The 23,056-nt window shown below is 60.6% G+C and carries 18 protein-coding genes; 9 read left to right on the plus strand and 9 right to left on the minus strand.

The window, feature by feature from the left end:
* The first annotated feature begins 4 nt into the window (after positions 1-4).
* The 6 genes from I6L47_RS06235 to I6L47_RS06260 all read left to right on the plus strand — a co-directional run bounded on the left by I6L47_RS06235 (position 5) and on the right by I6L47_RS06260 (position 9,870).
* Positions 5-3,115 carry an efflux RND transporter permease subunit gene (locus I6L47_RS06235; protein ID WP_075115235.1) on the plus strand — a complete coding sequence of 1,037 codons (3,111 nt, stop codon included), beginning with the start codon at positions 5-7 and terminating at the stop codon, positions 3,113-3,115.
* A gap of 116 nt (positions 3,116-3,231) precedes the next feature.
* Positions 3,232-3,984 (plus strand): ABC transporter substrate-binding protein, encoded by a 753-nt coding sequence (locus I6L47_RS06240; RefSeq protein WP_157162292.1) that lies wholly within the window; start codon positions 3,232-3,234, stop codon positions 3,982-3,984.
* Between the two features lie 57 nt (positions 3,985-4,041).
* On the plus strand, positions 4,042-4,542 hold the full coding sequence (locus I6L47_RS06245) for a hypothetical protein (protein WP_216948915.1): 501 nt from the start codon (positions 4,042-4,044) through the stop codon (positions 4,540-4,542).
* Positions 4,543-4,838: 296 nt separating this feature from the next.
* A complete protein-coding gene (locus I6L47_RS06250) occupies positions 4,839-6,347 on the plus strand; it encodes an efflux RND transporter periplasmic adaptor subunit (protein ID WP_216948916.1) in 1,509 nt (502 codons plus the stop codon).
* The gene (locus I6L47_RS06255) at positions 6,344-9,472 is read left to right on the plus strand and encodes an efflux RND transporter permease subunit (protein ID WP_216948917.1); all 3,129 of its coding nucleotides are present in this window, start codon (positions 6,344-6,346) and stop codon (positions 9,470-9,472) included. Before I6L47_RS06250 ends, I6L47_RS06255 begins: the two co-directional genes overlap by 4 nt.
* Positions 9,473-9,516: 44 nt before the next feature.
* Positions 9,517-9,870, plus strand: a complete 354-nt coding sequence (locus tag I6L47_RS06260) for a copper-binding protein (protein ID WP_113739181.1) — start codon at positions 9,517-9,519, stop codon at positions 9,868-9,870.
* Positions 9,871-9,989: 119 nt separating this feature from the next.
* Here I6L47_RS06260 and I6L47_RS06265 read toward each other — a convergent pair whose 3' ends face one another.
* From I6L47_RS06265 to I6L47_RS06290, 6 genes are all read right to left on the minus strand, one after another.
* Positions 9,990-10,907 (minus strand): iron-siderophore ABC transporter substrate-binding protein, encoded by a 918-nt coding sequence (locus I6L47_RS06265; RefSeq protein ID WP_076495129.1) that lies wholly within the window; start codon positions 10,905-10,907, stop codon positions 9,990-9,992.
* Between the two features lie 83 nt (positions 10,908-10,990).
* Positions 10,991-11,794 carry an ABC transporter ATP-binding protein gene (locus tag I6L47_RS06270; protein ID WP_005337795.1) on the minus strand — a complete coding sequence of 268 codons (804 nt, stop codon included), beginning with the start codon at positions 11,792-11,794 and terminating at the stop codon, positions 10,991-10,993.
* Positions 11,794-12,831: an iron chelate uptake ABC transporter family permease subunit gene (locus I6L47_RS06275; protein WP_208735932.1), complete on the minus strand. Its 1,038-nt coding sequence runs from the start codon at positions 12,829-12,831 to the stop codon at positions 11,794-11,796. The genes I6L47_RS06270 and I6L47_RS06275 overlap by 1 nt, the downstream gene beginning before the upstream one ends.
* A 7-nt stretch (positions 12,832-12,838) precedes the next feature.
* Positions 12,839-13,855, minus strand: coding sequence for an iron ABC transporter permease (locus I6L47_RS06280; RefSeq protein WP_216948918.1), 1,017 nt, complete (start codon positions 13,853-13,855; stop codon positions 12,839-12,841).
* A gap of 108 nt (positions 13,856-13,963) precedes the next feature.
* The gene (locus I6L47_RS06285) at positions 13,964-15,931 is read right to left on the minus strand and encodes a TonB-dependent receptor (RefSeq protein ID WP_216949323.1); all 1,968 of its coding nucleotides are present in this window, start codon (positions 15,929-15,931) and stop codon (positions 13,964-13,966) included.
* Positions 15,932-16,209: 278 nt separating this feature from the next.
* Positions 16,210-17,013, minus strand: coding sequence for a siderophore-interacting protein (locus I6L47_RS06290; RefSeq protein WP_216948919.1), 804 nt, complete (start codon positions 17,011-17,013; stop codon positions 16,210-16,212).
* Between the two features lie 324 nt (positions 17,014-17,337).
* On the opposite strand from I6L47_RS06290, the gene I6L47_RS06295 reads away from it, so the two are divergent.
* Positions 17,338-18,855, plus strand: coding sequence for an HD domain-containing phosphohydrolase (locus I6L47_RS06295; RefSeq protein WP_005361714.1), 1,518 nt, complete (start codon positions 17,338-17,340; stop codon positions 18,853-18,855).
* Positions 18,856-18,948: 93 nt separating this feature from the next.
* On the opposite strand, the gene I6L47_RS06300 is transcribed toward I6L47_RS06295, so the two are convergent.
* Both I6L47_RS06300 and dnaQ read right to left on the minus strand, forming a co-directional pair.
* A complete protein-coding gene (locus tag I6L47_RS06300; protein WP_216949324.1) occupies positions 18,949-20,214 on the minus strand; it encodes a TIGR03503 family protein in 1,266 nt (421 codons plus the stop codon).
* On the minus strand, positions 20,211-20,945 hold the full coding sequence (gene dnaQ / locus I6L47_RS06305; protein ID WP_005337813.1) for a DNA polymerase III subunit epsilon: 735 nt from the start codon (positions 20,943-20,945) through the stop codon (positions 20,211-20,213). Before dnaQ ends, I6L47_RS06300 begins: the two co-directional genes overlap by 4 nt.
* A 79-nt stretch (positions 20,946-21,024) precedes the next feature.
* Between dnaQ and rnhA the strand changes: the two genes are divergently transcribed.
* Positions 21,025-21,489 (plus strand): ribonuclease HI, encoded by a 465-nt coding sequence (gene rnhA / locus I6L47_RS06310; RefSeq protein ID WP_005353268.1) that lies wholly within the window; start codon positions 21,025-21,027, stop codon positions 21,487-21,489.
* Here the strand turns inward: rnhA and I6L47_RS06315 are convergent.
* Positions 21,477-22,199, minus strand: coding sequence for a methyltransferase domain-containing protein (locus tag I6L47_RS06315; RefSeq protein WP_005361718.1), 723 nt, complete (start codon positions 22,197-22,199; stop codon positions 21,477-21,479). The genes rnhA and I6L47_RS06315 overlap by 13 nt on opposite strands.
* 72 nt (positions 22,200-22,271) lie before the next feature.
* On the opposite strand from I6L47_RS06315, the gene gloB reads away from it, so the two are divergent.
* Positions 22,272-23,036, plus strand: a complete 765-nt coding sequence (gloB, locus tag I6L47_RS06320) for a hydroxyacylglutathione hydrolase (RefSeq protein ID WP_216948920.1) — start codon at positions 22,272-22,274, stop codon at positions 23,034-23,036.
* Positions 23,037-23,056: the final 20 nt, after the last annotated feature.

Below are 23,056 nucleotides of genomic sequence, written 5' to 3' on the forward strand. Positions count from 1 at the left end.
TCGCATGTTTTCCAAGTTCTTCATAGAACGCCCCATCTTCGCCAGCGTGATTTCGATCATTATCGTGCTGGGCGGTTTGGCGGCGATGCGGGCGCTCCCCATCGAGCAATATCCCCAGATCACCCCGCCGGTGGTCTCGGTCACGGCGTTTTATCCGGGCGCAACCCCGGAGGTGATCTCCCAGACCGTGGCTGCGCCGCTGGAGCAGCAGATCAACGGCGTCGAGCGGATGATCTACATGCAGTCGGGGTCGGCCTCCAACGGCCAGATGAACCTCAACGTCTACTTCGAGATCGGCACCGATCCGGATCAGGCCACCATCAACGTCAACAACCGGGTCTCGGCCGCCATGGCCCAGCTGCCGGAAGAGGTGAAAAAGCAGGGGGTGACGGTCAAGAAGAAATCGACCTCCATCCTGCAGGTGGTCACCCTCCAGTCACCGAACGGCTCGTTTGATACCACCTATCTGTCGAATTACGCCCTGCTCAACATCATCGACGAGCTCAAGCGGATTCCCGGCATCGGTGATACCACTCTGTTTGGCGGTACCGACTATGCGATGCGTATCTGGCTGCGGCCGGATCGACTGGCCCAGCTCGAGCTCACCCCGAGCGACGTGATTGGCGCCATTCGCGAGCAGAACACCCAGTTCGCGGCAGGCAAGATCGGTGCCCAACCCACCACGGCCCCCATCGACTTCACCTACACGGTGCAGACCAAGGGGCGCCTTGAGGATGTGAAGGAGTTCCAGAACATCATCGTCCGCTCCATGCCCGATGGCTCAAAGATCCGGGTCCGCGATGTCGCCCGGGTCGAGCTGGGGGGCAAGGATTATGATCTGGTCGCCCGTGCCAACGGCAAACCGGCCATCGGTATCGCCACCTATCTGCAACCGGGCGCCAACGCCGTCGCGGTCGCCGATGCGGTACACGCAACCATGGAGCGACTCAAGGAGCGCTTCCCGCAGGATATTGAGTACCAGATCCCCTATGACACCACCGAGTTCGTGAAGATCTCCATCGAAGAGGTGGTACACACCCTGTTCGAGGCGATCGTACTGGTGTTCGTGGTGGTCTATCTGTTCCTGCAAAACTTCCGCGCCACCCTGATCCCCTGTATCGCGGTGCCGGTGTCCCTTATCGGGACCTTCGCCGGCATGCTGGTGCTCGGTTTCTCCATCAACCTACTGACCCTGTTCGGCATGGTGCTTGCCATCGGTATCGTAGTGGATGACGCCATCGTGGTGCTGGAGAACGTCGAGCGGATCATGAGCGAGAAGAAGTGTTCGCCCAAAGAGGCTGCCATCCTCGCCATGCAGGAGGTCTCCGGTCCGGTGGTCGCCATCGTGCTGGTGCTCTGCGCCGTGTTCCTGCCGGTCGCCTTTATGGGCGGCATGACCGGGGTGATGTACAAGCAGTTCGCCATCACGGTCGCGGTCTCGGTCGCCATCTCCGGTCTGGTGGCACTGACTCTCTCCCCGGCCCTCTGCGCCGTGTTGCTCAAAGAGGGACACCACAAACCGGCCCGCTTCTTCGTCTGGTTCAACGAAAAATTTGACCAGCTGACCCGCGGCTATGTACGGGGTGTGGCCTTCCTCAACCGTCGGGTGGGGGTCGCCTTTGCCATCATCGCCGTGCTGATCCTCTCGATCTACGGCCTCTTCCTGAAAGTGCCGGGCGAACTGGTACCAAACGAAGATCAGGGCTACCTCATCTCCGCCGTCATGCTGCCGGATGCGGCCGCGATGAGCCGGACCCAGGCGGTGGCGGATCAGTTCGACAAGATCGCCATGGCCAACCCCCATGTGAAGGATGTGATCACCTTCTCGGGCTTTGACATTCTCTCCAATGCCATCATCAGCAACAGCGGCATGACCTTCATTACCCTGAAGGACTGGAGTGAGCGTCAGGGGGCCGGGCAGGACTCCTTCTCGCTGGCCAAGACCTTCCAGGGCTTGAGCCTGATGGGGCTGGCGGATGGCTTTGTCGCCTCCTTCAACCCGCCTCCCATTCAGGGGATGTCCACCACAGGTGGCCTTGAGGCCTATCTGCAAAACCGTGGCACCGGCAACGCCCAGGCCTTCTCAGGCGAAGTACAGCGCTTCCTCGAAGCGGCCAAGGCGCGCCCGGAGTTTGCCAGCGTCACCAGCACCTACCGCGCCAACGTGCCGCAGGTCTATCTCGACCTGGATCGCGAAAAGGCCAAGGCGCTGGGGCTGCCGATCAACGCGGTGTTCGACACCATGCAAGCCACCTTCGGCCAGGTCTATGTCAACGACTTCAACCAGTTCGGCCGTACCTACCGGGTGCAGTTGCAGTCCGAGGCCGACTATCGCGCCAAGAAGAGCGACATCCGCAACGTCTATGTCCGCTCCGACAAGGGGGAGATGATCCCGCTCAGCAGTCTGGTGACGGTGCGTGATGCCACCGGCCCCGAACTGGTCGAACGCTTCAACATATTCCAGGCCGCCAAGATCATGGCCCAGCCCGCCCCAGGCTACAGCTCGGGTCAAGCCATCGCCGCGCTGGAAGAGGTTGCTAATGAAGCTCTTGGCAACGACGCCAAGCTGGAGTGGACCGGCTCCGCCTATCAGGAGAAAGCGGCCGCAGGCAGTGCTGGCATGGCCTTTGGTTTCGGTATCGTGATGATCTTCCTCATTCTGGCCGCCCAGTATGAGCGCTGGAGCCTGCCGTTTGCGGTGATCACCGCCGTACCGTTCGCCCTGTTCGGTGCCCTGCTCGCCACCTGGCTGGTGGGGCTGACCAACAACGTCTACTTCCAGATCGGGCTGGTGACCCTGGTCGGCCTTGCCGCCAAGAACGCCATCCTGATCGTGGAGTTCGCGGTGATGAAGCACGAAGAGGGGATGAGCCTCATCGAGTCGGCACTGGAGGCGGCGCGCCTGCGTTTCCGTCCCATCGTCATGACCTCGCTCGCCTTCATCCTCGGCTGTGTGCCGCTGGTCACCTCCAGCGGGGCCGGTGCGGCAAGCCGTCACGCCCTCGGCTGGCCGGTCATCGGCGGCATGCTGGCGGCCACCTTTATCGCCATCTTCTTTATCCCGCTCTTCTTCCGGCTCATCATGAGAGGATCGGAAAAGCGCGCCAAGCAGTAACGCTCTCCCCAGGCGTTCCACCGATAACAAACTACCTCCGCCCGTGCGGGGGTATTTTTTTGTCTGCGGTGTGCTTCAATGACACACATCGAGACTTTTTTGCACAGGATCCGGATATGCTGGCTCAGCTCTGGCTCGCGACGACCTTGACGACCACGACCCTCTCCGCCTGTGGTCATCACGATTATCCCCCCTGGAACTGGCTGAGCGATGGCAAGATCATCGGCGTTTGTGCCGAAGTAGTCAGTACACTCTATCAACGGTTGGGGTTCAATGTGGATCTCGCCTATGTGGGCCCCTGGGCCCGCTGTCAGCAGAAAGTGGCGAAAGGAGAGGTCGACATCAATATCTGTGCGCTGCGCAACGAAGAGAGAGCGCACTACTCCCGCTTTACCCGAACCCCCATGGCCATCAATGACATGGCGGTGTTCGTGCGCCAACCCGGAAGCCGCTTGCTGCAGCGGCGGGAGGATCTGACCGGACTGCGGGGAGCCATGATGATAGGTGTCAGCCTTGGCAGCGAAATGGATGATTTTTTGCAAGCGAATACCCGCATCTACAGGGTCAACTCCCTCAAGCAGGTATTTGGCCTGCTGGCCAGTGACCGGGTCGACTTCGTTCCTTACGGCCGCTCTTCCGGTCGCCTGTTTCTGAGCGAGAATTACCCGGACAGCGGGCTGGCTGATCTGCAGTGGCCACTGCAGCGTGGTGAACTCTATATTTCTGTTTCACTGCAATCTCCGCATCTTGGCACCCTCGAACAACTGGAGCCCATGTTGCAAGCGCCCGGCATGAGTCAATGGATAGACCAGTTGCTGGAAAAATACAGTGACCTCTACCTGCAACAGCAGCGCCAGCAGAAGCCTTGACCTTCTCCTGCGAGCAAGGTTTAGAGTTTGGCAACTTGCCCCCTAAGGATGCCCGGATTGTCACTCACCCAGCTTGCTGCAAGATTGCCCTCTGTTGCTATGGCCCGGCTATTGCTGGCGCTGCTGCTCGTCTGCAATCTGACTCTCTGCATCAGCTGGCATGGTTCTCCCCTCTCCTCCGAGCCGACCCCAAGCAGCGCCCAGTCGATGGTGATATTCGATTCATCCATGGCGATGGCGGATGGCGATATCTCTCATGCAATGCCCGCGATGGATCACCCGGGCGATGTCAGGACCCTCTCCTGCCATCAGGGAGACGAGGGGTCAACCATGGGCGATGAGTGCCAGATGCAGACCGGCATCAATGCCCCCTCCTTCGGCGCGATGACTCTGCTTGGGGTACTGGTCGCTCTGCTGCTCTTTCCCTTGCTACTTGGCAATAACGTCGCAGCGTCACTGCTTGATAACTGGTTGCGGGATCCCTTCCTGCGCTCGCGCGGTACTCACCCTCCCTCCTGGCCGCGCCGACATCTGATGCTGTCGGTGTTACGCCACTAGAAAGTCCTTCTCTTGCGGCACAGGCAAGCTTCAACTTGCCCGTTCTCTGCCGCCTTGCCTGACCCTGTGCCCCGGCCAAACCGGTCCGCTCACAGGGAGCCGTGCGCACTGATACAGCTGCGCCCCGTTTGCCGCCAGCCCCTTTGGTGATGCCTTGCACCTCACCCGACCGGCGGCCTGCAAAAGAGAAGACGTATTATGTCACCAGCCCACTTTTCACCGTCCAAGGTTGCTGCCTTTGCGGGCGCATTACCCTCCTGCACTTTCTGCATGCAGATCCGCGCCGGAGGCCAGTCATGAACAAGACCGTCCTGATGTCGGCCCTGCTGCTCGCCCTTGGCGCCGGTGGCGGCTACTGGGCCGCCAAACAGACCTCCGATGGCGCCAGCGCCAAAGAGAAGACGCCCCTCTACTGGGTCAACCCCATGGATCCACGCGACAAGCGTGATGGCCCCGCCAAGGACAACATGGGGATGGACTTTATCCCCGTCTATGAGGAAAAACAGGGCGGCTCACCGGGCACCGTCACCATCAGCCCCGAGATCCAGCAGAACCTGGGGGTGCGGCTTGCCAAGGTGGAGAAGCTCCCTATCCACCAGCAGATCGAGACGGTGGGCTACGTCGGCTATGACGAGGACAAGCTGGAGGCGATCAACGCCCGCATGGCGGGCTGGATCCGCACCCTCGCAATCAAGAGCGAGGGGCAGCAGGTGAGCAAGGGGAGCCTGATTTACGAGCTCTACGCTCCGGACCTGGTCAATGCCCAGCACGAGTACCTGCTGGCACTCAACACAGCCAACCCGCTGCTGCTGCGCGCAGCCGAGGGCAAGCTTAAATCCCTGCAGGTGCCAGCGGATCAGATAGCGGCCCTCAAACGTACCCGTCAGGTGCGCGAAACCATCAGCATTTACGCCCCCAGCAGCGGTTATGTCTCCGAGCTCAAGGTGCGCGAGGGCCAGTATGTGGAGCCCGCTGCGGCGCTCTTTAACATCAGCACCCTCAAGAAGGTGTGGGTCAGTGCCGAGGTGTTCGAGCGTCAAGCCGCCCAGCTGAAGGTGGGGGATCCGGTCACCATGACTCTCGACTATGCCCCCGGTCGCAGCTGGCAAGGTAAGGTGGATTACCTCTATCCGACCCTCGATGCCGCTACTCGCACCCTCAAGGTGCGGCTGCGCTTTGACAACCCGGACGAGTTTTTGAAACCCAATATGTTTGCCAAGGTGAGCATTCGCACCGGGCAGGGAGAGCCGCAATTGGTGGTGCCGAGCGAAGCGGTGATCCGCACCGGTAGTCAGGATCGGCTGGTGCTGGCGCTGGGGGATGGCAACTTCAAGTCGGTCGCCGTCACTCTCGGCCCCCAGTTTGGCGACAAGGTTGCCATCAAGGCAGGGGTAGAGGCTGGGGATAACATCGTCAGCTCGGCCCAGTTCCTGCTCGACTCCGAGTCGGCCATCGATTCGGACTTCCAGCGCATGACGGCAGTGCGCCCCGCCCAGGTGTGGACTCAGGGCGAGGTTGAAAGCATCGATCTGGCCAACCGTACCCTGATGGTCTCCCACCAGCCCATCCCCGAGTGGCAGTGGCCCGCCATGGAGATGGAGTTCACCGTCGCCGACGGGGTCGATATCAGCAAGCTGGCCGAAGGGCAGACCTTGCACCTGCAAGTGATCCAGGAGGGGGATGAGTACCGCATCACCAATATCCATCAGGAGAAGGCCCCGACCAGCGGCCACGCTCTGGAGCAGGCAAAAGATGAGATGGAAGGGATGGGCCATAGCCAGCACAATATGGGAGCCAAGCCATGATCCCCTCGATTATTCGCTGGTCCATCGGCAACCGCTTTCTGGTGCTGCTATTGACCCTCATGCTTACCGCCTGGGGGCTCTGGTCGGTCAAGCAAACCCCGGTGGATGCCCTGCCGGATCTCTCCGATGTGCAGGTGATCATCAAGACCTCCTATCCGGGCCAGGCGCCCCAGGTGGTGGAGGATCAGGTGACCTACCCGCTCACCACCGCCATGCTGGCGGTGCCGGGGGCCACCACGGTGCGCGGCTACTCCTTCTTCGGCGACTCCTTCGTCTATGTGCTGTTTGACGACAACACCGACCTCTACTGGGCCCGCGCCCGGGTACTGGAGTATTTGAGCCAGGTCGCCCCCAACCTGCCCGCCTCCGCCCGTCCCCAGCTCGGCCCCGATGCCACTGGGGTGGGCTGGGTCTATCAGTACGCACTGGTGGACAAAACCGGCAAGCATGACCTCAGCCAGCTCACCTCGCTGCAGAACTGGTTCCTCAAGTACGAGTTGCAGACGGTGGACGGGGTCTCCGAGGTCGCCACCGTCGGTGGCATGGTGCGCCAGTATCAGGTGCGGGTCGATCCGGACAAGCTGCGCGCCTACGGCATCCCGCTCTCCCTTATCGAGACCGCCATCAAACAGGGCAATCAGGAGACAGGTGCTTCCGTCATCGAGATGGCGGAAGCGGAGTACATGGTGCGCTCCAACGGCTATCTCAAGAGCGTCGAGGATCTGAAGCAGATCCCGCTCGGCACCACTGTGCGCGGCGCCCCGCTGCTGCTGGGGGATGTGGCAGATGTGGTCACCGGTCCCCAGATGCGGCGCGGTATCGCCGAGCTCAACGGCGAAGGGGAAGTGGTCGGTGGCATCATCGTCATGCGCTACGGCGAGAATGCCCAGCACACCATCGATGGGGTCAAGGCACGGCTGGCGGAGCTAAAAAGCAGCCTGCCAGAGGGGGTGGAGATCGTCACCGTCTACGATCGCTCCGACCTTATCCAGCGCGCCATCGACAACCTCTCCGGCAAGCTGGTGGAGGAGTTTGCCGTGGTGGTGCTGGTCTGCCTCGCCTTCCTGTTCCACCTGCGCTCGTCCCTGGTGGTGGTCATTACCCTGCCCATCGCCATTCTGGTGGCCTTTATCGTGATGCATCTGCAGGGGATCAACGCCAACATCATGTCGCTCGGGGGCATCGCCATTGCCATCGGCGCCATGGTGGATGGCGCCATCGTGATGATCGAGAACGTCCACAAACACATGGAGCGGGAAGCGCTCACCGACAAGAACCGCTGGCGCATCATCACCGAGGCGAGCATCGAGGTGGGGCCTGCCATCTTCTTCTCCCTGCTGATCATCACCATCAGCTTCCTGCCGGTGTTTGCGCTGGAGGCGCAGGAGGGGCGGATGTTCCACCCCCTCGCCTTCACCAAGACCTATGCCATGGCCGCCGCTGCCGCGCTCGCCATCACCCTGGTGCCGGTGATCATGGGTTACTTTATCCGTGGCAAGGTGCTGGCGGAGCAGGCCAACCCGCTGAACCGTGGCTTAAGCCAGGCATATGTGCCGCTGCTCAAGGCCGTCTTGGCCCGCCCGAAAACCACTCTGGCTGTCGCCGCCGTGGTGACGGTGGCGGGCTTCTGGCCGCTCAAGTACCTGGGCTCCGAGTTCATTCCGCCGCTCGATGAGGGGGACATCATGTATATGCCCACCACAGCAGCCAATATCTCGGTGGGCAAGGCGCGGGAGATATTGCAGCAGACCGACAAACTCATTCGTACCGTGCCCGAGGTGCAGAACGTGTTCGGCAAGGCGGGTCGCGCCGAGACCGCTACCGACCCCGCCGATCTGGTGATGATGGAGACCAGCATCCAGCTTAAACCCCGGGATCAGTGGCGCCCCGGCATGACCCCGGAGAAGCTCAAAGAGGAGCTCGACTCCCTCATCCGCTTCCCCGGTCTCACCAACGCCTGGGTGCCCCCCATCAAGACCCGCATCGACATGCTGGCCACCGGCATCAAGACCCCGGTCGGCATCAAGATAGCGGGGCCGGATCTCAAGGTGATCCAGCAACTCGGCCAGCAGCTGGAACAGATCGTTGGCAAGGTGGAGGGCGCCTCATCGGTCTACGCCGAGCGGGTGGCCGGTGGCCGCTACGTCAAGGTGGATATCGACCGGCTCAAAGCAGCCCGCTACGGCCTCAACATCGCCGACGTGCAGGCGGTGCTCGCCACCGCGGTGGGCGGCATGGAGGTGGGCCAGACCATCGAGGGGCGCGAGCGCTATCCCATCAACCTGCGCTACCCCCAGAGCTATCGCGATTCGGTGGCGAGCCTCGAGCTGTTGCCGGTGGTGACCCCGAGCGGGGCGCGCATCGCGCTGGCGGATGTAGCCCGGGTCTACATCAGCGATGAAGCCCCCATGTTGCGCAGTGAAAACGCGCGGCTCAACGGCTGGGTCTACGTCGATATTCGCGGCCGCGATATCGGCTCCTTCGTCGATGAGGCCAAAGCCGAGGTGGGCAAGCAGCTGGTGCTGCCGGCGGGCTACGCCCTCATCTGGTCTGGCCAATACGAGTACATGGAACGGGCCAAGGCGCGCCTCGCCTACGTGGTGCCGCTGACGGTCGCCATCATCGTGCTGCTGCTCTATCTGGCGTTTCGCCGCGTTCAGGAGGTACTGCTCATTCTCACCACCTTGCCGCTGGCGGTGGTGGGCGGGATCTGGACCCTCTGGCTGCTCGACTTCAACCTCTCGGTGGCGGTCGGGGTGGGCTTTATCGCTCTGGCGGGGGTGGCGGTGGAGACCGGCGTCTTGATGCTGGTCTACCTCAACCACGCCTGGGATGACCTGGTGGCCAGCGGCAAGCCGGACAAGGCGGGTCTGCATCGGGCGGTGATCCAGGGCGCCGCCCTGCGCCTGCGTCCCAAGATGATGACGGTGGTGACCATTATCGCCGGCCTCTTGCCCATCATGTGGAGCCACGGCACCGGCTCCGAGGTGATGCAGCGCATCGCCGCCCCCATGATCGGCGGCATGGTGAGCGCGCTGGTGCTGACCCTCTTGGTGCTGCCAGCGGCCTATTACCTGTGGCGCAGCCGAAGCCTTGGCAAGAGCGCGAACCCGCAATCCGAATAACCCGATTTCACGATCCATATTGACTGAACGATGAGGAAACCATCATGAACTACAAGACGCTGACCCTGACATTGCTGCTTGGCCTTGCCACCCAGACCAACCTGCAAGCAGAAGAGATGATGCACCATGAAGGGCACGATATGAGTCAGACGGGTGAGATGAGCGAACAGGCCGCAATGGTGATGACCAAGGGGGTCATTACCCGCCTCGATGAGGGGAGCGGCAAAGTCGGCATCAAGCACGAGGCGATCGAGAATCTCAAGATGCCCCCCATGACCATGGTCTTTCGAGTGGCAGATCCGGCCCAGCTCAAAGGGCTCAAGGTGGGGGATGCCATCCACTTTCATGCGGAAAGCCAGAGCGGCAAGCTCACAGTGACAGCCATCCAGCCGCAATAAACGGCTCTGGCTCGCCGAAAAGGTCACGATAGACAGTGACAACGCAAGAGGGAGGCATCAGCCTCCCTCTTCTTTTGATCAACCTGTTCGTGTGGTCAACCTCTGGCGCGCGATAGCACTCAGCTGCGGGTTGCCAGCAACTGCTCCACATCCTCGATCACCTTGAGGGCCGCCTGCGGGCCGCCGCTCGAAGTCCAGAGCGACCCGTCCACGGCGCCAAAGCGCTTGGCCTTGATCACCGGCAGCTGCTGGAACGCCGGGGTCTGCTCCGCCTGACGCATGGCATCCACCGCATCACCGGTGGCACTCAGAGTGCCGACCACCAGCCAGTCGGCATCCAGCAGATTGAGGGACTCCAGACTCAGCGCCGGTGAGTGGGGTGCGCCAGTGCCCTGCTGCTTGCTTGGGCGTACCAGCCCCATCGACTCCACTACGCTGCTGGCAAAGGTGCCCTGATACATAAAGCTCGGCCCCTTGGGGTTCCAGCGCACTATGCTGATGCTCTCCCCCTGATGATTTGCCAGCTTGCTGCGAGCCTGAGTCAACCGCTCGGCATACTGCAGCAAGAAAGTATCCCCTTGCTGGTCGCGGTTAAGGGTGTGGGCGGTGCGGCGGAAGCTATCCTGCCACGGCTCACCCCACTTGCTGGTTACCACGGTCGGCGCGATCTCCCCCAGCAAGGTCAGCAGCTCGGGACGGGTCTGGCCTGTCAGGATAAGGTCGGGCTCCAGCGCAATCAGCGACTCCAGATTGGGGCTGTCGAGATCGCCGATCACCTGGATCCCCATGCCCGCCTTGTTCAGCAAATAGCGAGGCAAGGTGGGTTGACCACGGCCATTGACGGCGCCGATGGGGGTCAGCCCCAGGGTCAGGGTGCTGTCGAGTTCGAGCTCGCTCAGCACCACCACCCGCGTTGGCTGGACTGGCACCTGCACCTTCTGGCCAAACGCATCGGTCACTTCACGCATCTCCTGCGCCTGAACCAACGGCGCGGCCAGCATCAGGATGGCTGCTGCCAGGGCGGCAAAACGCTTCATCATCTCACTCCTTCTCGTTGCACGGCCCGGATAATCGGCCGCGTGAATACACTCGGTGGGCCCACAGAGCAGGCCCATATGACTCAACTCGCCGAACGCAGGGCGCGGCCATGTTCGTGACGACGGGGCACGATAATGGGCGCCCCGTCGCCGGGGGCATGCAGAATGTCAACACTGGTCTGGTAGAGCCGGTCGATCAGGGACTTGGTCACCACCTCACGGGCCGGGCCCATGGCGGCAATGGTCCCCTCGCCAATGGCGATCAGCTCGTCACAGTAACGGGCCGCCATCGCCAAATCGTGGATCACCAGCAGCACGGTTTTGCCCTCGGCGGTGATGCGGTGGATTGCCTCCATCACCTCGGTCTGGTGACCGATATCGAGGGCGCTGGTGGGCTCGTCGAGCAGTACCATGTCGCTGTCCTGCGCCAGGATCATCGCAAGCCACGCCCGCTGTGCCTGCCCGCCGGAGAGGGACGCTGCGCTCTGCTGCCAGATGCTTTCAAGCTGCATCCGCTCGCAGGCAATACGCACCATGCGGGCATCCTCCTCACCCCACTGATTGAACCAGCCCTGATGAGGGTGGCGGCCATACTGCACCAGCTGCTCCACCAGAATGCCGGCAGGCAGGGTCGGCCGCTGGGGCAGATAAGCGAGCTCCCGCGCCAGCCCCTTCATGGGGTAGCTGGCAAGCGGCTTGCCTTTGAGCAGGATCTCGCCGCGTTGGGCTTTCATCTGGCCGGATAGCAGCTTGAGCAGGGTCGATTTGCCGCAGCCGTTGGGGCCGACGATCCCCACCAGCTTGCCTCTCGGCACGCTGAAAGAGATGTCCCGCAAAATGGGGGTCTGCTGATAGGCGAAATGGAGGCGATTTACGGTGAGCGTCATCAGTCAGCCCTCTGGCGATCGTTAACGAGAAGAAACAGCAGCAACAGGCCGCCGAGAATGCGGGTCATGATGCCGGTCGCCACCTCGTGAGGGCTAGCCAGCACCCGGACCAAGGTATCGCTGGCAAGCAGCAGCAAGGCGCCGCTGAGTGCAGCCAGCCAGAGCGGCACCACCCGGTCTTTCACCAGCCAGGAGGCAAGAATGGGGGCCGCCATGGCGATAAAGACCACGGGGCCGCCGATGGCGGTGCCGAGCGCCGCCACCAGAATGGCCTGCGCCAGAATGCCCAGTTGCACCCGATCGCCGTTGACGCCAAGCCCTCGGGCCATCTCGGGGCCAAAGCGCAGCACCGCCAGCGAGCGGGAGAGATAGACGATCCAGGGGCAGAGCAGCAGCAACAGGATGGCGATAGGGGTGATGGTGCTGTAACCCACGGCGATAAAGCTGCCCATATTCCACAGATAGAGGGAGCTCAGGTGCAGCAGGGCCTGAGTGGACATCACAAACTGGCCGAGCGCCTCGAACAGCTCGGAGAGGCCGATGCCGATCACCACGAACAGATAGCCCTGCTCACCCGGTTTGCGGCAGAGGGCATAGAGCACCAGCGCCGCGAAGATGGCTCCGATAGGTGCCGCCCACCAGGGCCAGCTGCCAACCGTCAGGTAGAGGGAGAAGACGATGATGGCCAGAGAGGCCCCGTTGTTGACTCCCACCATGTCGGGTGTGGCCAGCCGATTGCGAACCAGAGTCTGCACCAGACAGCCCGAGAGCCCCATGGCCGCTCCCGCCACCACCACCCCAAGGATGCGCGGCAACCGGATCTTGAACAGAGTGAGCTGCTCAAGCCGCGTCCCCTCCCCCAGCAGGGTGTTGACCACCCCGGCAAAACCGAGCTTGCCGCCGCCAACGCTCAGGGCCAGCAGAGCCAGCGCCAGCAGCACCACGGCCAGCAGAGCCAGCCAGCGCCAGCTCGGCAGATGGATCAGCAAAGAGCGGTTGCCGGCCCGCAGGCAGAGCATATCGGTAGGTGTACGCATCAGCCCCTCACTTGACGGTCAGCAGGGTACGAAAGCCCCCGCGGTGAACGATGGCGATCAGTACAGGCGCGCCAATCAGGGCCAGAATGACCCCGTTGGGCAGCTCGAACGGCTGGATCAGCCAGCGCGCCAGAATATCGGCCAACAGCAGAAACAGCATGCCGAACAGGGCGGAGAAACAGACCTGCACCGACAGCTTTACCGGTTCTACCAGTCGGCCACAGTAGGCGGCCAGAAAGCCGACAAAGCCGATGGGGCCAGCGATGGCGATGGCACTGGCGGTAAACAGGGTGGCGGCCAACAGCACGCCAATTCGCACCCGGTTTGGGCGGATCCCCAGCGCCTGGGCCTGACTGTCCCCCATCTGCATCAGGGTCAGCTGGCGACAGAGCAGCAGGGTGATGACAAACGCCGCCAGCACGAAGGGCAGCACGGCGATGATGGCATCGAGATTGGCCGCCGACAGGGAGCCGAGGTTCCAGAAGCGGTACTGCTCCAGCACCATCTTGTTGGAGAGCAGCAGAAAGCTGGAGAGACCGCCGAAGGTGGCGGAGAGCGCCACCCCGACCAGAATAAGCTTCAGCGGATTGGAGCGGCCAATCATCATGCCTAGCCCCAGCACAATCACGTTGCCGAGCAGCGCGCCGAGGCCGGCCCAGAGCAGATAGCCGTAGGCGGACTCCACCCCGAACCAGGTGAGCCCCACCACCAGCGCAAAGACGGCCCCGGCGTTGACCCCCAGCAGGCCGGGCTCCGCCAGCGGGTTGCGGGTCGCGCTCTGCAACAAGGAGGCAGCCAGAGATAAAGAGGCGCCGACCACCATGGCGCAGAGGGTGCGCGGCAGTCGCAAGGTATTGAGCACCATGGCGAGCTTCTCGTCACTCGCCCAAGGCGCGTCACCCATCAGGTAGCCGAACACCTCGCGAGCACCATAAACACCCGCACCGGTGGCGAGCGAGAGAGAAAGCAGTACGAACAGGAGGAACAATCCCAGCCAGAACAGCGAGGTCTGGTCTCTAAACACCCTTTAACTCCTTATGATTGCAATGCCATCTTGTTGACACAAAAGCCGTCATCCGAGGTGATACCGTGGCAACAACGGAAGCCCGCCAGTGCGGGCTCCGCTCAGCCATTACAGCTTGTAGGCCACACCGGCATAGACAGTGCGCCCGTCGAGGATCTGATCGGCCTCGGTGGCAACCCAGTCACGCTTGGTATTGGTCAGGTTGTTGAGCCCGAACTTCAGATCCAGTGCCCGGGTGGCGTTCCAGACTGCCCCGATATCCAGGGTGTGGAATCCGGCGGTGGTCTCATAGGTGGTGCCGCTCATGCGCGGAACCGGCAGGATCTGGCTGCCGGTGTAGTTCCAGCCGAGCTGGGTACTCAGGCTCTCGATGACCTGCCACTCCAGCTTGGCGTTGGCGGTATGCTCCGGCGTCCGATAGAGATCCTTGCCGCTGGTCTTGTCCTCTCCGTCGATCAGGGTGACGTTGCTGGAAAGGGTCAGGGTATCGGTGATATCAAACCAGCCGCTCAGCTCCACCCCCTTGATGCGGGCCTTGCTGACGTTCTGATAGGTCATCACCGCCGGACGCCAGGTGGAGGTCCATGCCTCGCTCTGGATCTTGTCCTTGATATCGTTGTGGAAGGCGGTAACCCCGGCGCCCCAGAACGAACCATCATAGGCAGTGCCCAGCTCGTAGCTGACGGCGGTTTCCGGCTTCAGGTCCGGGTTGCCCACCACAGCGCAGCGACCGCGACAGGCGGCTACCGCATAATCCGGGTTGGACTGGGCAATGGTCGGTGCCTTGAATGCCTTGCCAATGCCGCCCTTGACCACCCAGTTGTCAGTCAGGCTGTAGAGGGCATAACCGCGGGGGCTGAACTCGGTGCCATAGGTCTCGTGGTGATCGACCCGGCCACTCAGTGTCAACGCCAGATCGCCAAAGCCAAACTCATCCTGCAGATAGAGCGCGCTCTGGTTGACGCTGACATCACCCCCCTTGAGGTTGACGTTATGCTTGAGTTCGGTGATGCGGTACTCGGCACCACTGGTCAGCAGGTGGCTGCCCAGATTACCGCTCAGCTGGCCATCGAAGGTGTGGTTGGTCTGGCTCACATCGCCGCTGGTCTTGCTCAGCGCCGTCATCAGTTCGGAGTCGTCAAACAGGTCAACCTGCTCGAAGGCATAGCCGACCCGGCTGTCGAACTGATCCCAACGGCCGACGTGAGTGGCATTGAGCCCCAGTCGCTCCATCTGCTGGATATTGCGCGGCGTCTGGCCGTAGTTGTTCCAGTGGGCCTCCCGATCGTCTTTGGCGTAGTTCATCCCTACATCCAGACCCTGACGATCATCGATCAACCATTTGACGTTGGAGAGGATCCCCAGCTTTTCACGCTGCTCGATGGCATCGGCCTTGGGGTTGATGCTCTGCTCGCTCTGCCAGGCATCCCGGTGATTCCCTTCTACCACCAGGTTGGCCAGCAGCTTGTTGTCGATCAGCGCCCCGCCCACATAGGCGCTCGCCTTGTTGATAGTCCCGCCGTGACCATCGGTGGGATCGCTGAAGGTATAGGTGGCCGCCGCTTCGGTCTTCTCCCCAGGTTGGCGCAAGATGACATTGACCACCCCACCCAGCGCATCGGCACCGTAGAGGGAGGAGATAGGGCCACGGATCACTTCGATACGCTCGATGGCCGCCATCGGGATGGCGGAGAGATCGAAATCATTGCCATAACCGGAGGTAAGAGCATCGCGGGAGCTGATACGCCGACCATTGACCAGCAACAGGGTGTAATCCCCCTCCAGCCCGCGCAACTTGATCTCGCTGCGGCCGTAGCTGGTGGCAGGGCTGATATTGACCCCCGGCAACTGTTTCAGAGCGCCGGTCAGATCATTGACATTGAGCTTGTCGAGCTCGGCCCGGGTCACCACAGAGACGCTGGCCGGGGCGGTCAGCTCGCTGTGCCGGGTTTTACTCGCCGTCACCACCATAGTTTCATGAGCGGCGACAGGCGCAGTCCCTTGGGCCAGAACTGGCAGGGTAAAAAGGGACAACACCAGCGGATGCACTGCAAATCGTCGGGATGATGTACGCATCATCAACACTCCACATAAAACAACCAGGGCCAACACCACCGACATCCCTGTCTGACCTCGCCAGACCCGGTGCAAAGTGATGGAGTTCATTGGCATGAACAGTCGTCCATGCCCCATCACCCCGAACATCAGTGCATTACGGCAGGCCCTGCGTTGTGCTATGCCACTCGCAGCCATCAATAACAAAAGCGCCGTACCGACTGACATCGGGACGGCGCAATACTAAATGCAAATCATTTTTATTTGCAAGAGTGAATCAGGTATTCTTTCGCATCCGCTTAATTATCCATCACATCATGACGGGTCTGGTGATAGGCCTCTTCACTCTTGCCCCGGCGCCAGTACGGCACGGCGTAGAGCGACTGGCGATCCACCTCGAGCACGGAACGAAAATGGCGGCGCAGCGGCAGCACCAGCGCCTCTTCCCCACCCAGCCAGAAGAAGCCACCATCGCGCACCAGCGGCAGAGCAATCACATGCTCCAGCAGGCCGCTGGACTCGGGCTCGCCGACAAACCAGTGACAGCGCACCCCGACCGGCAGCGTCAACGGCTGAGCATCGGCCTGATCCGGCACCAGAATCGCAATTTCCCCTCTGGCATCGGCAGGCATCACCTCACACATCGCCATGATGGCGGGCAAGGCGGTGAGATCCCCCACCAGGCAGTAGTGATCGGCCGGTTGCAGCATGGGGTTGGGGCCACCCGGCCCGGAGAGGATCACCTTCTCTCCCGGCTTGGCATGGGTAGCAAAGGCGCTGGCGGGCCCGCCGTCACCGTGCAGCACGAAGTCGATATCAATTTCCTGCTCATCACGGCGAAACGCGCGGATGGTGTAGGTGCGGATCACCGGCTTGTCAGTCGGGTCACTCCAGCGCGGGCCGCTCGGGGTCATGGCAGGCAGCACCGGCTCTACCTGATGGGGCTGGGCCAGCATCACCTTGATATGGGCCCCACCGCAGGTAAAGGGATAGTCAGCCAGTTCGCTGCCACCAAAGGTGATGCGACGCAAATGGGGGGTGATCTGGGTAATGGCTTTGACAGTCAGCAGACGGGGGCGATTGGGAGGCAGAGATGGGGACACGATGGGGCTCCTCGTTGAGTGTGTCGCCCATGCTACACGCAAATAGGAATCACTATCAAATAAGATTGTTTCTCGTCTAATAGCTACAAGATGGATTCAAACATCCCCAACCACTGGCGTCCACACCCCAATCCAGACATAGGCTTTATGCACGCTAGCTCCATGATTGGGCAAAGAAAGCAGCCGGACAACGCCACAATTACAAAGGGTTCCATTTGCTTATTTCGACCATAGTTTTTCGAGATCAAATTTTATTTCCCAATAAGTTTCCTATCCTTAGTGAAGCAGTTAATGTAAGCACAGGATGCCAAACAGGATTGTATGATGGATGACCAAATCCTGATTATTGATGATGACGATCTCTCCCTCCCCGACGCACAGCAAGCGGGCTGGAAGGTGATGATTGTTGACGATGAGCCTGAAGTGCATCGCATCACCAAAATCACCTTGAACAAATTCGAGTTTGACAATCGCCCCATCGATTTTCTGCATGCCTATTCCGCGGCACAGGCCAAAGAGTTGCTGGCCACCACCCCGGACGTTGCTCTGTTGCTGCTGGACGTGGTGATGGAGGTCGACCACGCCGGCCTCGATGTCGTCAAATACGTCCGTGAAGATCTGCAAAACAAGATGGTACGCATCGTGCTGCGTACCGGCCAGCCCGGCCAGGCGCCGGAAGATGACGTGGTCACCAACTACGACATCAACGACTACAAGGATAAAACCGAGCTCACCTCCCAGAAGCTACGCACCCTGCTGCGGGCCAGCCTGCGATCCTATCGGGATATCCGCACCCTGGAGAGTAACCGTCAGGGGCTGGAAAAAGTCATCGAAGCCTCCAAGGGGATCTTTGAGAAACGGGCCTTGCGCCAGTTTGTCGAAGGCGCCCAGGAGCAGCTCAGCGCCTTGCTCCATCTGGGGGAAACCCAGATATACGACGTCAAGCAATACGCCTATGAGGTGAAGGATCAAGTATTGGAGCCCCTGCTCCCCGGCCATCCCGCCATGCTCCTCACGGACGCGCCGGAGATCCTGCGCCAGGCCATGAGCAAGCGCAGCAATGTCTATAACGCCACCCAGATGGTGCTCTACTGCCAGAATCCGCGCCACCATCTGCTGTTCCACATCGAGACCACCCGCCAGCTCAGCCAGATCGATACCAGTCTGCTGACCCTGTTTACTGAAAACATCATAGTGGCGCTGGAGAATATCCGGCTCAATGAGGTGATCGCCGACAACCAGCGGGAGATCATCTATCGCATCGGCGAACTGGTCGAAACCCGTTCAAAAGAGTCAGGACTGCACGTCAAACGGGTCGCGCTCTATACCGAACAATTCTGCCACCTGATGGGCATGAGCGAAGAGCAGAGCGAGCTGGTGAAACGTGCCTCGCCGCTCCATGACATTGGCAAGGTGGGAATTCCCGATGCCATCTTGCACAAGCCGGGCAAGCTGACACCGGAGGAGTGGGAGATCATGAAAACCCACGCCCAGCTCGGGCAGGATATGCTCTCCGGCAGCGATCTAGCGCTGTTTCAGATTGGTGCCACCATCGCAGGTAATCACCATGAGAAGTGGAATGGCAGTGGCTATCCCCGCGGTTTGAAGGGGGCCGATATTCCGCTGGAGGGGCGGATTGTGGCACTGGCTGACGTGTTCGATGCCCTGGGTTCGGATCGCTGCTACAAGAAAGCGTGGCCGCTGGACAAGGTGCTGGCCCTGATTGAAGAGGAGAAGGGGCAGCATTTCGACCCCCAGCTGGTCGAGCTGATGATGGCCAATCTGGACAAGTTCCTCGAGATCCGCGAGCAGAACAAGGATGTCTATATCGGCGAACACTGATAGCCAGCTTGTTCTGTTTATGAATTCAAAAAAACCGCCCTGCTCATCAGGGCGGTTTTTTATCTCTGGCATCACGCCACTTCAGTACGAGGGTTACTGCTCTGGCAGATTGAGATCCAGCTTGGCGGCTGGTTGTCCTGCTTGCTGATTCTCGGCCTGCGCAGCGGCCAGAGCACGCTTCAGGGCACGCCGTTTTTGTATCACCACAAACCCGACCCCACCCAATACCGCCAGCAGCACACCACCACCCGCCAATGCCCAGATCAGCCAGCCCATTTCCTCCTCTGCCGGGGCTTGATGGGTCGCCTCAGCACTGGAGGCCGGTGCGGCGGCCGACACCACCTCTACAGGAGGCGGCGGTGGCGGGAAGACATTGAAGGTTTTCACCGGCAACTCGATTTTCAGCTCACGGCCGAGGCGAGTGGTGCCATAGAGGGTTGCTTTCACCTCATGCTGACCGACCTCCTTGATGTTGGAAAGATCGATATCAAGCTTGGGGTCGCTGGCAGTCTCGCTGAACTCGTAGAGGCCGCCCACATTGCTGGTCACACTCCCCTTGATCACCACGGAGGCGGGATCCAGCTCATCACGGTCGATTAGCAGTGAGAGCTTGGCTCCCAGCTCTTCCGAAGGCGGCGACAAGTTATAGCTGAACGGATAGGGGTAAAGCAGCACATCCTGATAACGGGCACGGACAAACACCTGATTGCCCGTGCTGAACATGGCGCGGTACTTGCCACCGGGAATATCCTGCAGCGTCACTTCCGCCGTCATGATGCCATCGCCTGGCACCTCATCTAGCCCCTTGCCATCATCACGATAGTGGCCAAGTACTTGATCCAGCACGACCTCTTTCTTATCGGCATCGCTGAACGATTGCAGCTTGACGGTCATGCCAAGGTCAGAGAGATAGTATTTATCTTTCGGCGGCTGACTATTGATCAGCAACCACGCCTTGAGCTTGACCACCTCCCCCTGATAGAGCTGCATCGGCAGGGCGGCGATATCGAGCCGGATATCGGAGAGAATGCGCACCCGGTTGTCGGGATCCACCTCGCCAATCGCCTGCCAGGGGCCCGGCATAGGATTGCGCAGGGTAATGAGATCATGCTCCGGCAGCGCCAGCCAACCCACATCTGCGGGTTTGACCTTGCCCACGTAAAGCTTGCTGCCATCGGGGCGAACCAGGATCACGGACGGGGTGCCCGGCTTGCGCTTGATGATGAAGGTTATCTCCTTAACCCCATAATCGATGCGAAAGCGGTTATCCAGCAGCGGAATATCGGAAGGGGCAAATACCTCGGTCGCCGTCGCCCCCAGCGAGAGCAACAACAGCAGACCGGCACACCACTTGCTCATTGCCGCCACAGACAACTTCCTCCTTTCTTCTGTACCAGATCCAGTCTCGCCTCGTGCAGGGCCTGAACCTCGGTGCTGGCACGCACCACCTTGAGGGCGGGTCGGTTGCTCTCTAACCGGCGAATGCTGGTGTCCTGATTGCTTTCGTTTTCGTTGCTCTCGGTGGCCAGATTGAGTTTGGTCTGGCCGCCGGTCATCAGCAGGTAGACGTCCGCCAGGATCTCCGCATCGAGCAGAGCCCCGTGCAGGGTACGGTGGGAGTTGTCGATACCGTAACGATCGCACAGCACATCCAGGTTGTTGCGCTTGCCGGGGAAGAGATCCCGCGCCATCGCCAGGGTATCTGTGATGGTGCAGATATCCGCCGTCTTGAAGTTGAGTCCGAGCTTGCTGAACTCGTAGTCCATGAAGCTCACGTCAAACGGCGCGTTGTGGGCAATCAGTTCGGCGCCGCGGATGAAGTCGAGGAATTCATCGGCAATCTGGCTGAACGACGGTTTGTCACGCAGAAACTCGTCGGTGATACCGTGCACCTGGATCGCTTCCGGGTCAACCAGACGATCAGGCTTGATATAGACGTGATAGTGGTTACCGGTCAGCTTGCGGTTGATCACCTCCACACAGCCGATTTCGATAATGCGGTGCCCCAGATAGACAGGGCCGCCCGCCGTATTCATACCTGTGGTTTCAGTATCCAGAATGATCTGGCGATTCAGTTGGGGTGTGTTCATGATCCAATCTATGTCAAACTTCGGCTTTACTTACTCGCTAGTTTACCCCAAGCCTCATGTTAAAACAGATTGATTGCTCATGTTAAAACAGATTGATGTCTATACCGACGGCTCCTGCCTCGGCAATCCGGGCCCGGGTGGTTACGGGGCCGTCATGGTCTACGGCAAGCACCGCAAAGAGATTTCCGCCGGATTCAAGTTGACCACCAATAACCGGATGGAGCTGATGGCCGCCATCATGGGGCTGCGCACCCTCAACGAACCGTGCAAGGTGCGCCTCACCACCGACAGCCAGTATGTGCGCCAAGGGATCACCCAGTGGATCATCGGCTGGAAGAAGAAAGGGTGGATGACCGCCAACCGGCAACCGGTCAAGAACGTCGATCTCTGGAAGGAGCTGGATGCGGAAGTGGGTCGCCACCAGATTGAGTGGCTCTGGGTGAAGGGTCACTCCGGCCACCCGGAGAACGAACGGTGCGACGAGCTGGCCAGAGAGGCCGCCTGCGGCAAGGATCTGGCCGAAGATACCGGCTACCAGCCCTGACGGGCCATTCCCGGTGTGGCGAGGGACTTTGGCAGTTGCCAGCGCCGCCGCACCGGGATCAGTGGAAAGCGCCGTTTACGGGCCGCAATCACGTATACCGATGCAAATGCCCTGCAATAATCCCGCCCGATACTCTCCCGCCACCAACTGTGCCAGCTCTGTTTCCCCATAAACGAGTAACCGAAACGCTCGTCGAACATCACCTCGCATCCCAGCAGATGCAGCCAGTCCGTCACCCGCCCCGGGGTGAACATCCGTGCCGACCAGGGCATTCTGCGCCGCAAGAACGGCACACAGTGACCGATCCCGACCAGACTCATGGGGTTATAGCCACTGATGATCAGCCAACCATCGTCGGTCAACACTCTTTCGGCTTCGCGCAACACTTGGTGGGGATCGGCGGAGAAATCGAGGCAGTGAGCCAGCAGGCAGGCATCGACGCTGCCGGTCCGCACCGGCAGATCGAGGGGATCGCCATACATGTCGAGCAACCGCCCGCCGGGGGCGACCCCGATCTGGTGACGAATGGAGGAGCGTTTGCAGGAGAGTTCAGCGCTCAGAGCGCCAATTTTCAGCAGATGATACCCAAACAGATTGGGACACCAGTTGTCGAGCCGATCCTGGATCTCGGCCGCTACCCAGTCCCCCATAGGCAATGCAGACCAGCTGGTCGGGATCTCGATTTGTTGTTCGGTACGTGCCACCTGCATAATAGGGCTCAACTCGGGGTTTCGAACGCCATCCTGTTATATAAGATACCCTCCCTAAAGAGAAGCAGACTCATGTATCCAGTGATCACAGTTCCAGCCTTTAATGACAACTACATCTGGTTGATCCGCCACGAAAATCACTGCCTGGTGGTCGATCCGGGCGATGCCGCACCCGTGCTGGAGCGGCTTGAGGCATTGGGGCTGGTGCTCGATGCCATCCTGCTGACCCATCACCATCACGACCATGTCGGGGGTGTCACCGACCTGCTTGCCCATTTCCCCCACGCCCGGCTCTATGGCCCCAAACTTGACCCGATGCCGGATCACCACGGTCAGTGGCTGGAAGATGGCGATCAGATCAACTGGCACGGCCTCGCCCTCGAGGTGATCCATGTGCCCGGGCACACTCGCGGCCACATCGCCTACCACGGCAACGGCATGCTGTTTTGTGGCGATACCCTCTTCTCGGCCGGTTGTGGCCGCCTGTTTGAAGGGACGCCGGAGCAGATGTACCACTCGCTGCAACGACTCGCCGCCCTGCCCGATGAGACACTCATTTATTGTGCCCACGAGTACACCCTCTCCAACCTGCGTTTTGCCTATGCGGTCGAACCGGACAACCCGGCGATCCACAGCCAGATCGGGCTGATCAGCAAACTGCGGCAACAAGGGCTGCCAAGTCTGCCAACCCGGCTGGGTGACGAACGCACTTTCAACATTTTTCTGCGATGCGAACAGGATTCAGTGAAATTTTCTGCTGAAAAACATGGGCTAAAATGCGTGGAAAATCCGGTAGATACCTTCACCATCCTGCGTCAGTGGAAGGACGTTTTTTGAACAAACCTTGATCAGGGGGC

This window comes from Aeromonas sp. FDAARGOS 1417 (assembly GCF_019046985.1).
GTDB classification, from domain to species: Bacteria; Pseudomonadota; Gammaproteobacteria; order Enterobacterales; family Aeromonadaceae; genus Aeromonas; species Aeromonas veronii.

Coding starts and splice junctions, on each gene's coding strand:
- I6L47_RS06240 (WP_157162292.1), top strand. CDS start 3,232: ATGCTGGCTCAGCTCTGGCTCGCGACGACCTTGACGACCACGACCCTC.
- I6L47_RS06260 (WP_113739181.1), top strand. CDS start 9,517: ATGAACTACAAGACGCTGACCCTGACATTGCTGCTTGGCCTTGCCACC.
- I6L47_RS06315 (WP_005361718.1), bottom strand. CDS start 22,199: ATGCAGGTGGCACGTACCGAACAACAAATCGAGATCCCGACCAGCTGG.
- rnhA (WP_005353268.1), top strand. CDS start 21,025: ATGTTAAAACAGATTGATGTCTATACCGACGGCTCCTGCCTCGGCAAT.
- I6L47_RS06270 (WP_005337795.1), bottom strand. CDS start 11,794: ATGACGCTCACCGTAAATCGCCTCCATTTCGCCTATCAGCAGACCCCC.
- I6L47_RS06250 (WP_216948916.1), top strand. CDS start 4,839: ATGAACAAGACCGTCCTGATGTCGGCCCTGCTGCTCGCCCTTGGCGCC.
- I6L47_RS06295 (WP_005361714.1), top strand. CDS start 17,338: ATGGATGACCAAATCCTGATTATTGATGATGACGATCTCTCCCTCCCC.
- dnaQ (WP_005337813.1), bottom strand. CDS start 20,945: ATGAACACACCCCAACTGAATCGCCAGATCATTCTGGATACTGAAACC.
- I6L47_RS06285 (WP_216949323.1), bottom strand. CDS start 15,931: ATGCGTACATCATCCCGACGATTTGCAGTGCATCCGCTGGTGTTGTCC.
- I6L47_RS06300 (WP_216949324.1), bottom strand. CDS start 20,214: ATGAGCAAGTGGTGTGCCGGTCTGCTGTTGTTGCTCTCGCTGGGGGCG.
- gloB (WP_216948920.1), top strand. CDS start 22,272: ATGTATCCAGTGATCACAGTTCCAGCCTTTAATGACAACTACATCTGG.
- I6L47_RS06255 (WP_216948917.1), top strand. CDS start 6,344: ATGATCCCCTCGATTATTCGCTGGTCCATCGGCAACCGCTTTCTGGTG.
- I6L47_RS06235 (WP_075115235.1), top strand. CDS start 5: ATGTTTTCCAAGTTCTTCATAGAACGCCCCATCTTCGCCAGCGTGATT.
- I6L47_RS06275 (WP_208735932.1), bottom strand. CDS start 12,831: ATGCGTACACCTACCGATATGCTCTGCCTGCGGGCCGGCAACCGCTCT.
- I6L47_RS06265 (WP_076495129.1), bottom strand. CDS start 10,907: ATGAAGCGTTTTGCCGCCCTGGCAGCAGCCATCCTGATGCTGGCCGCG.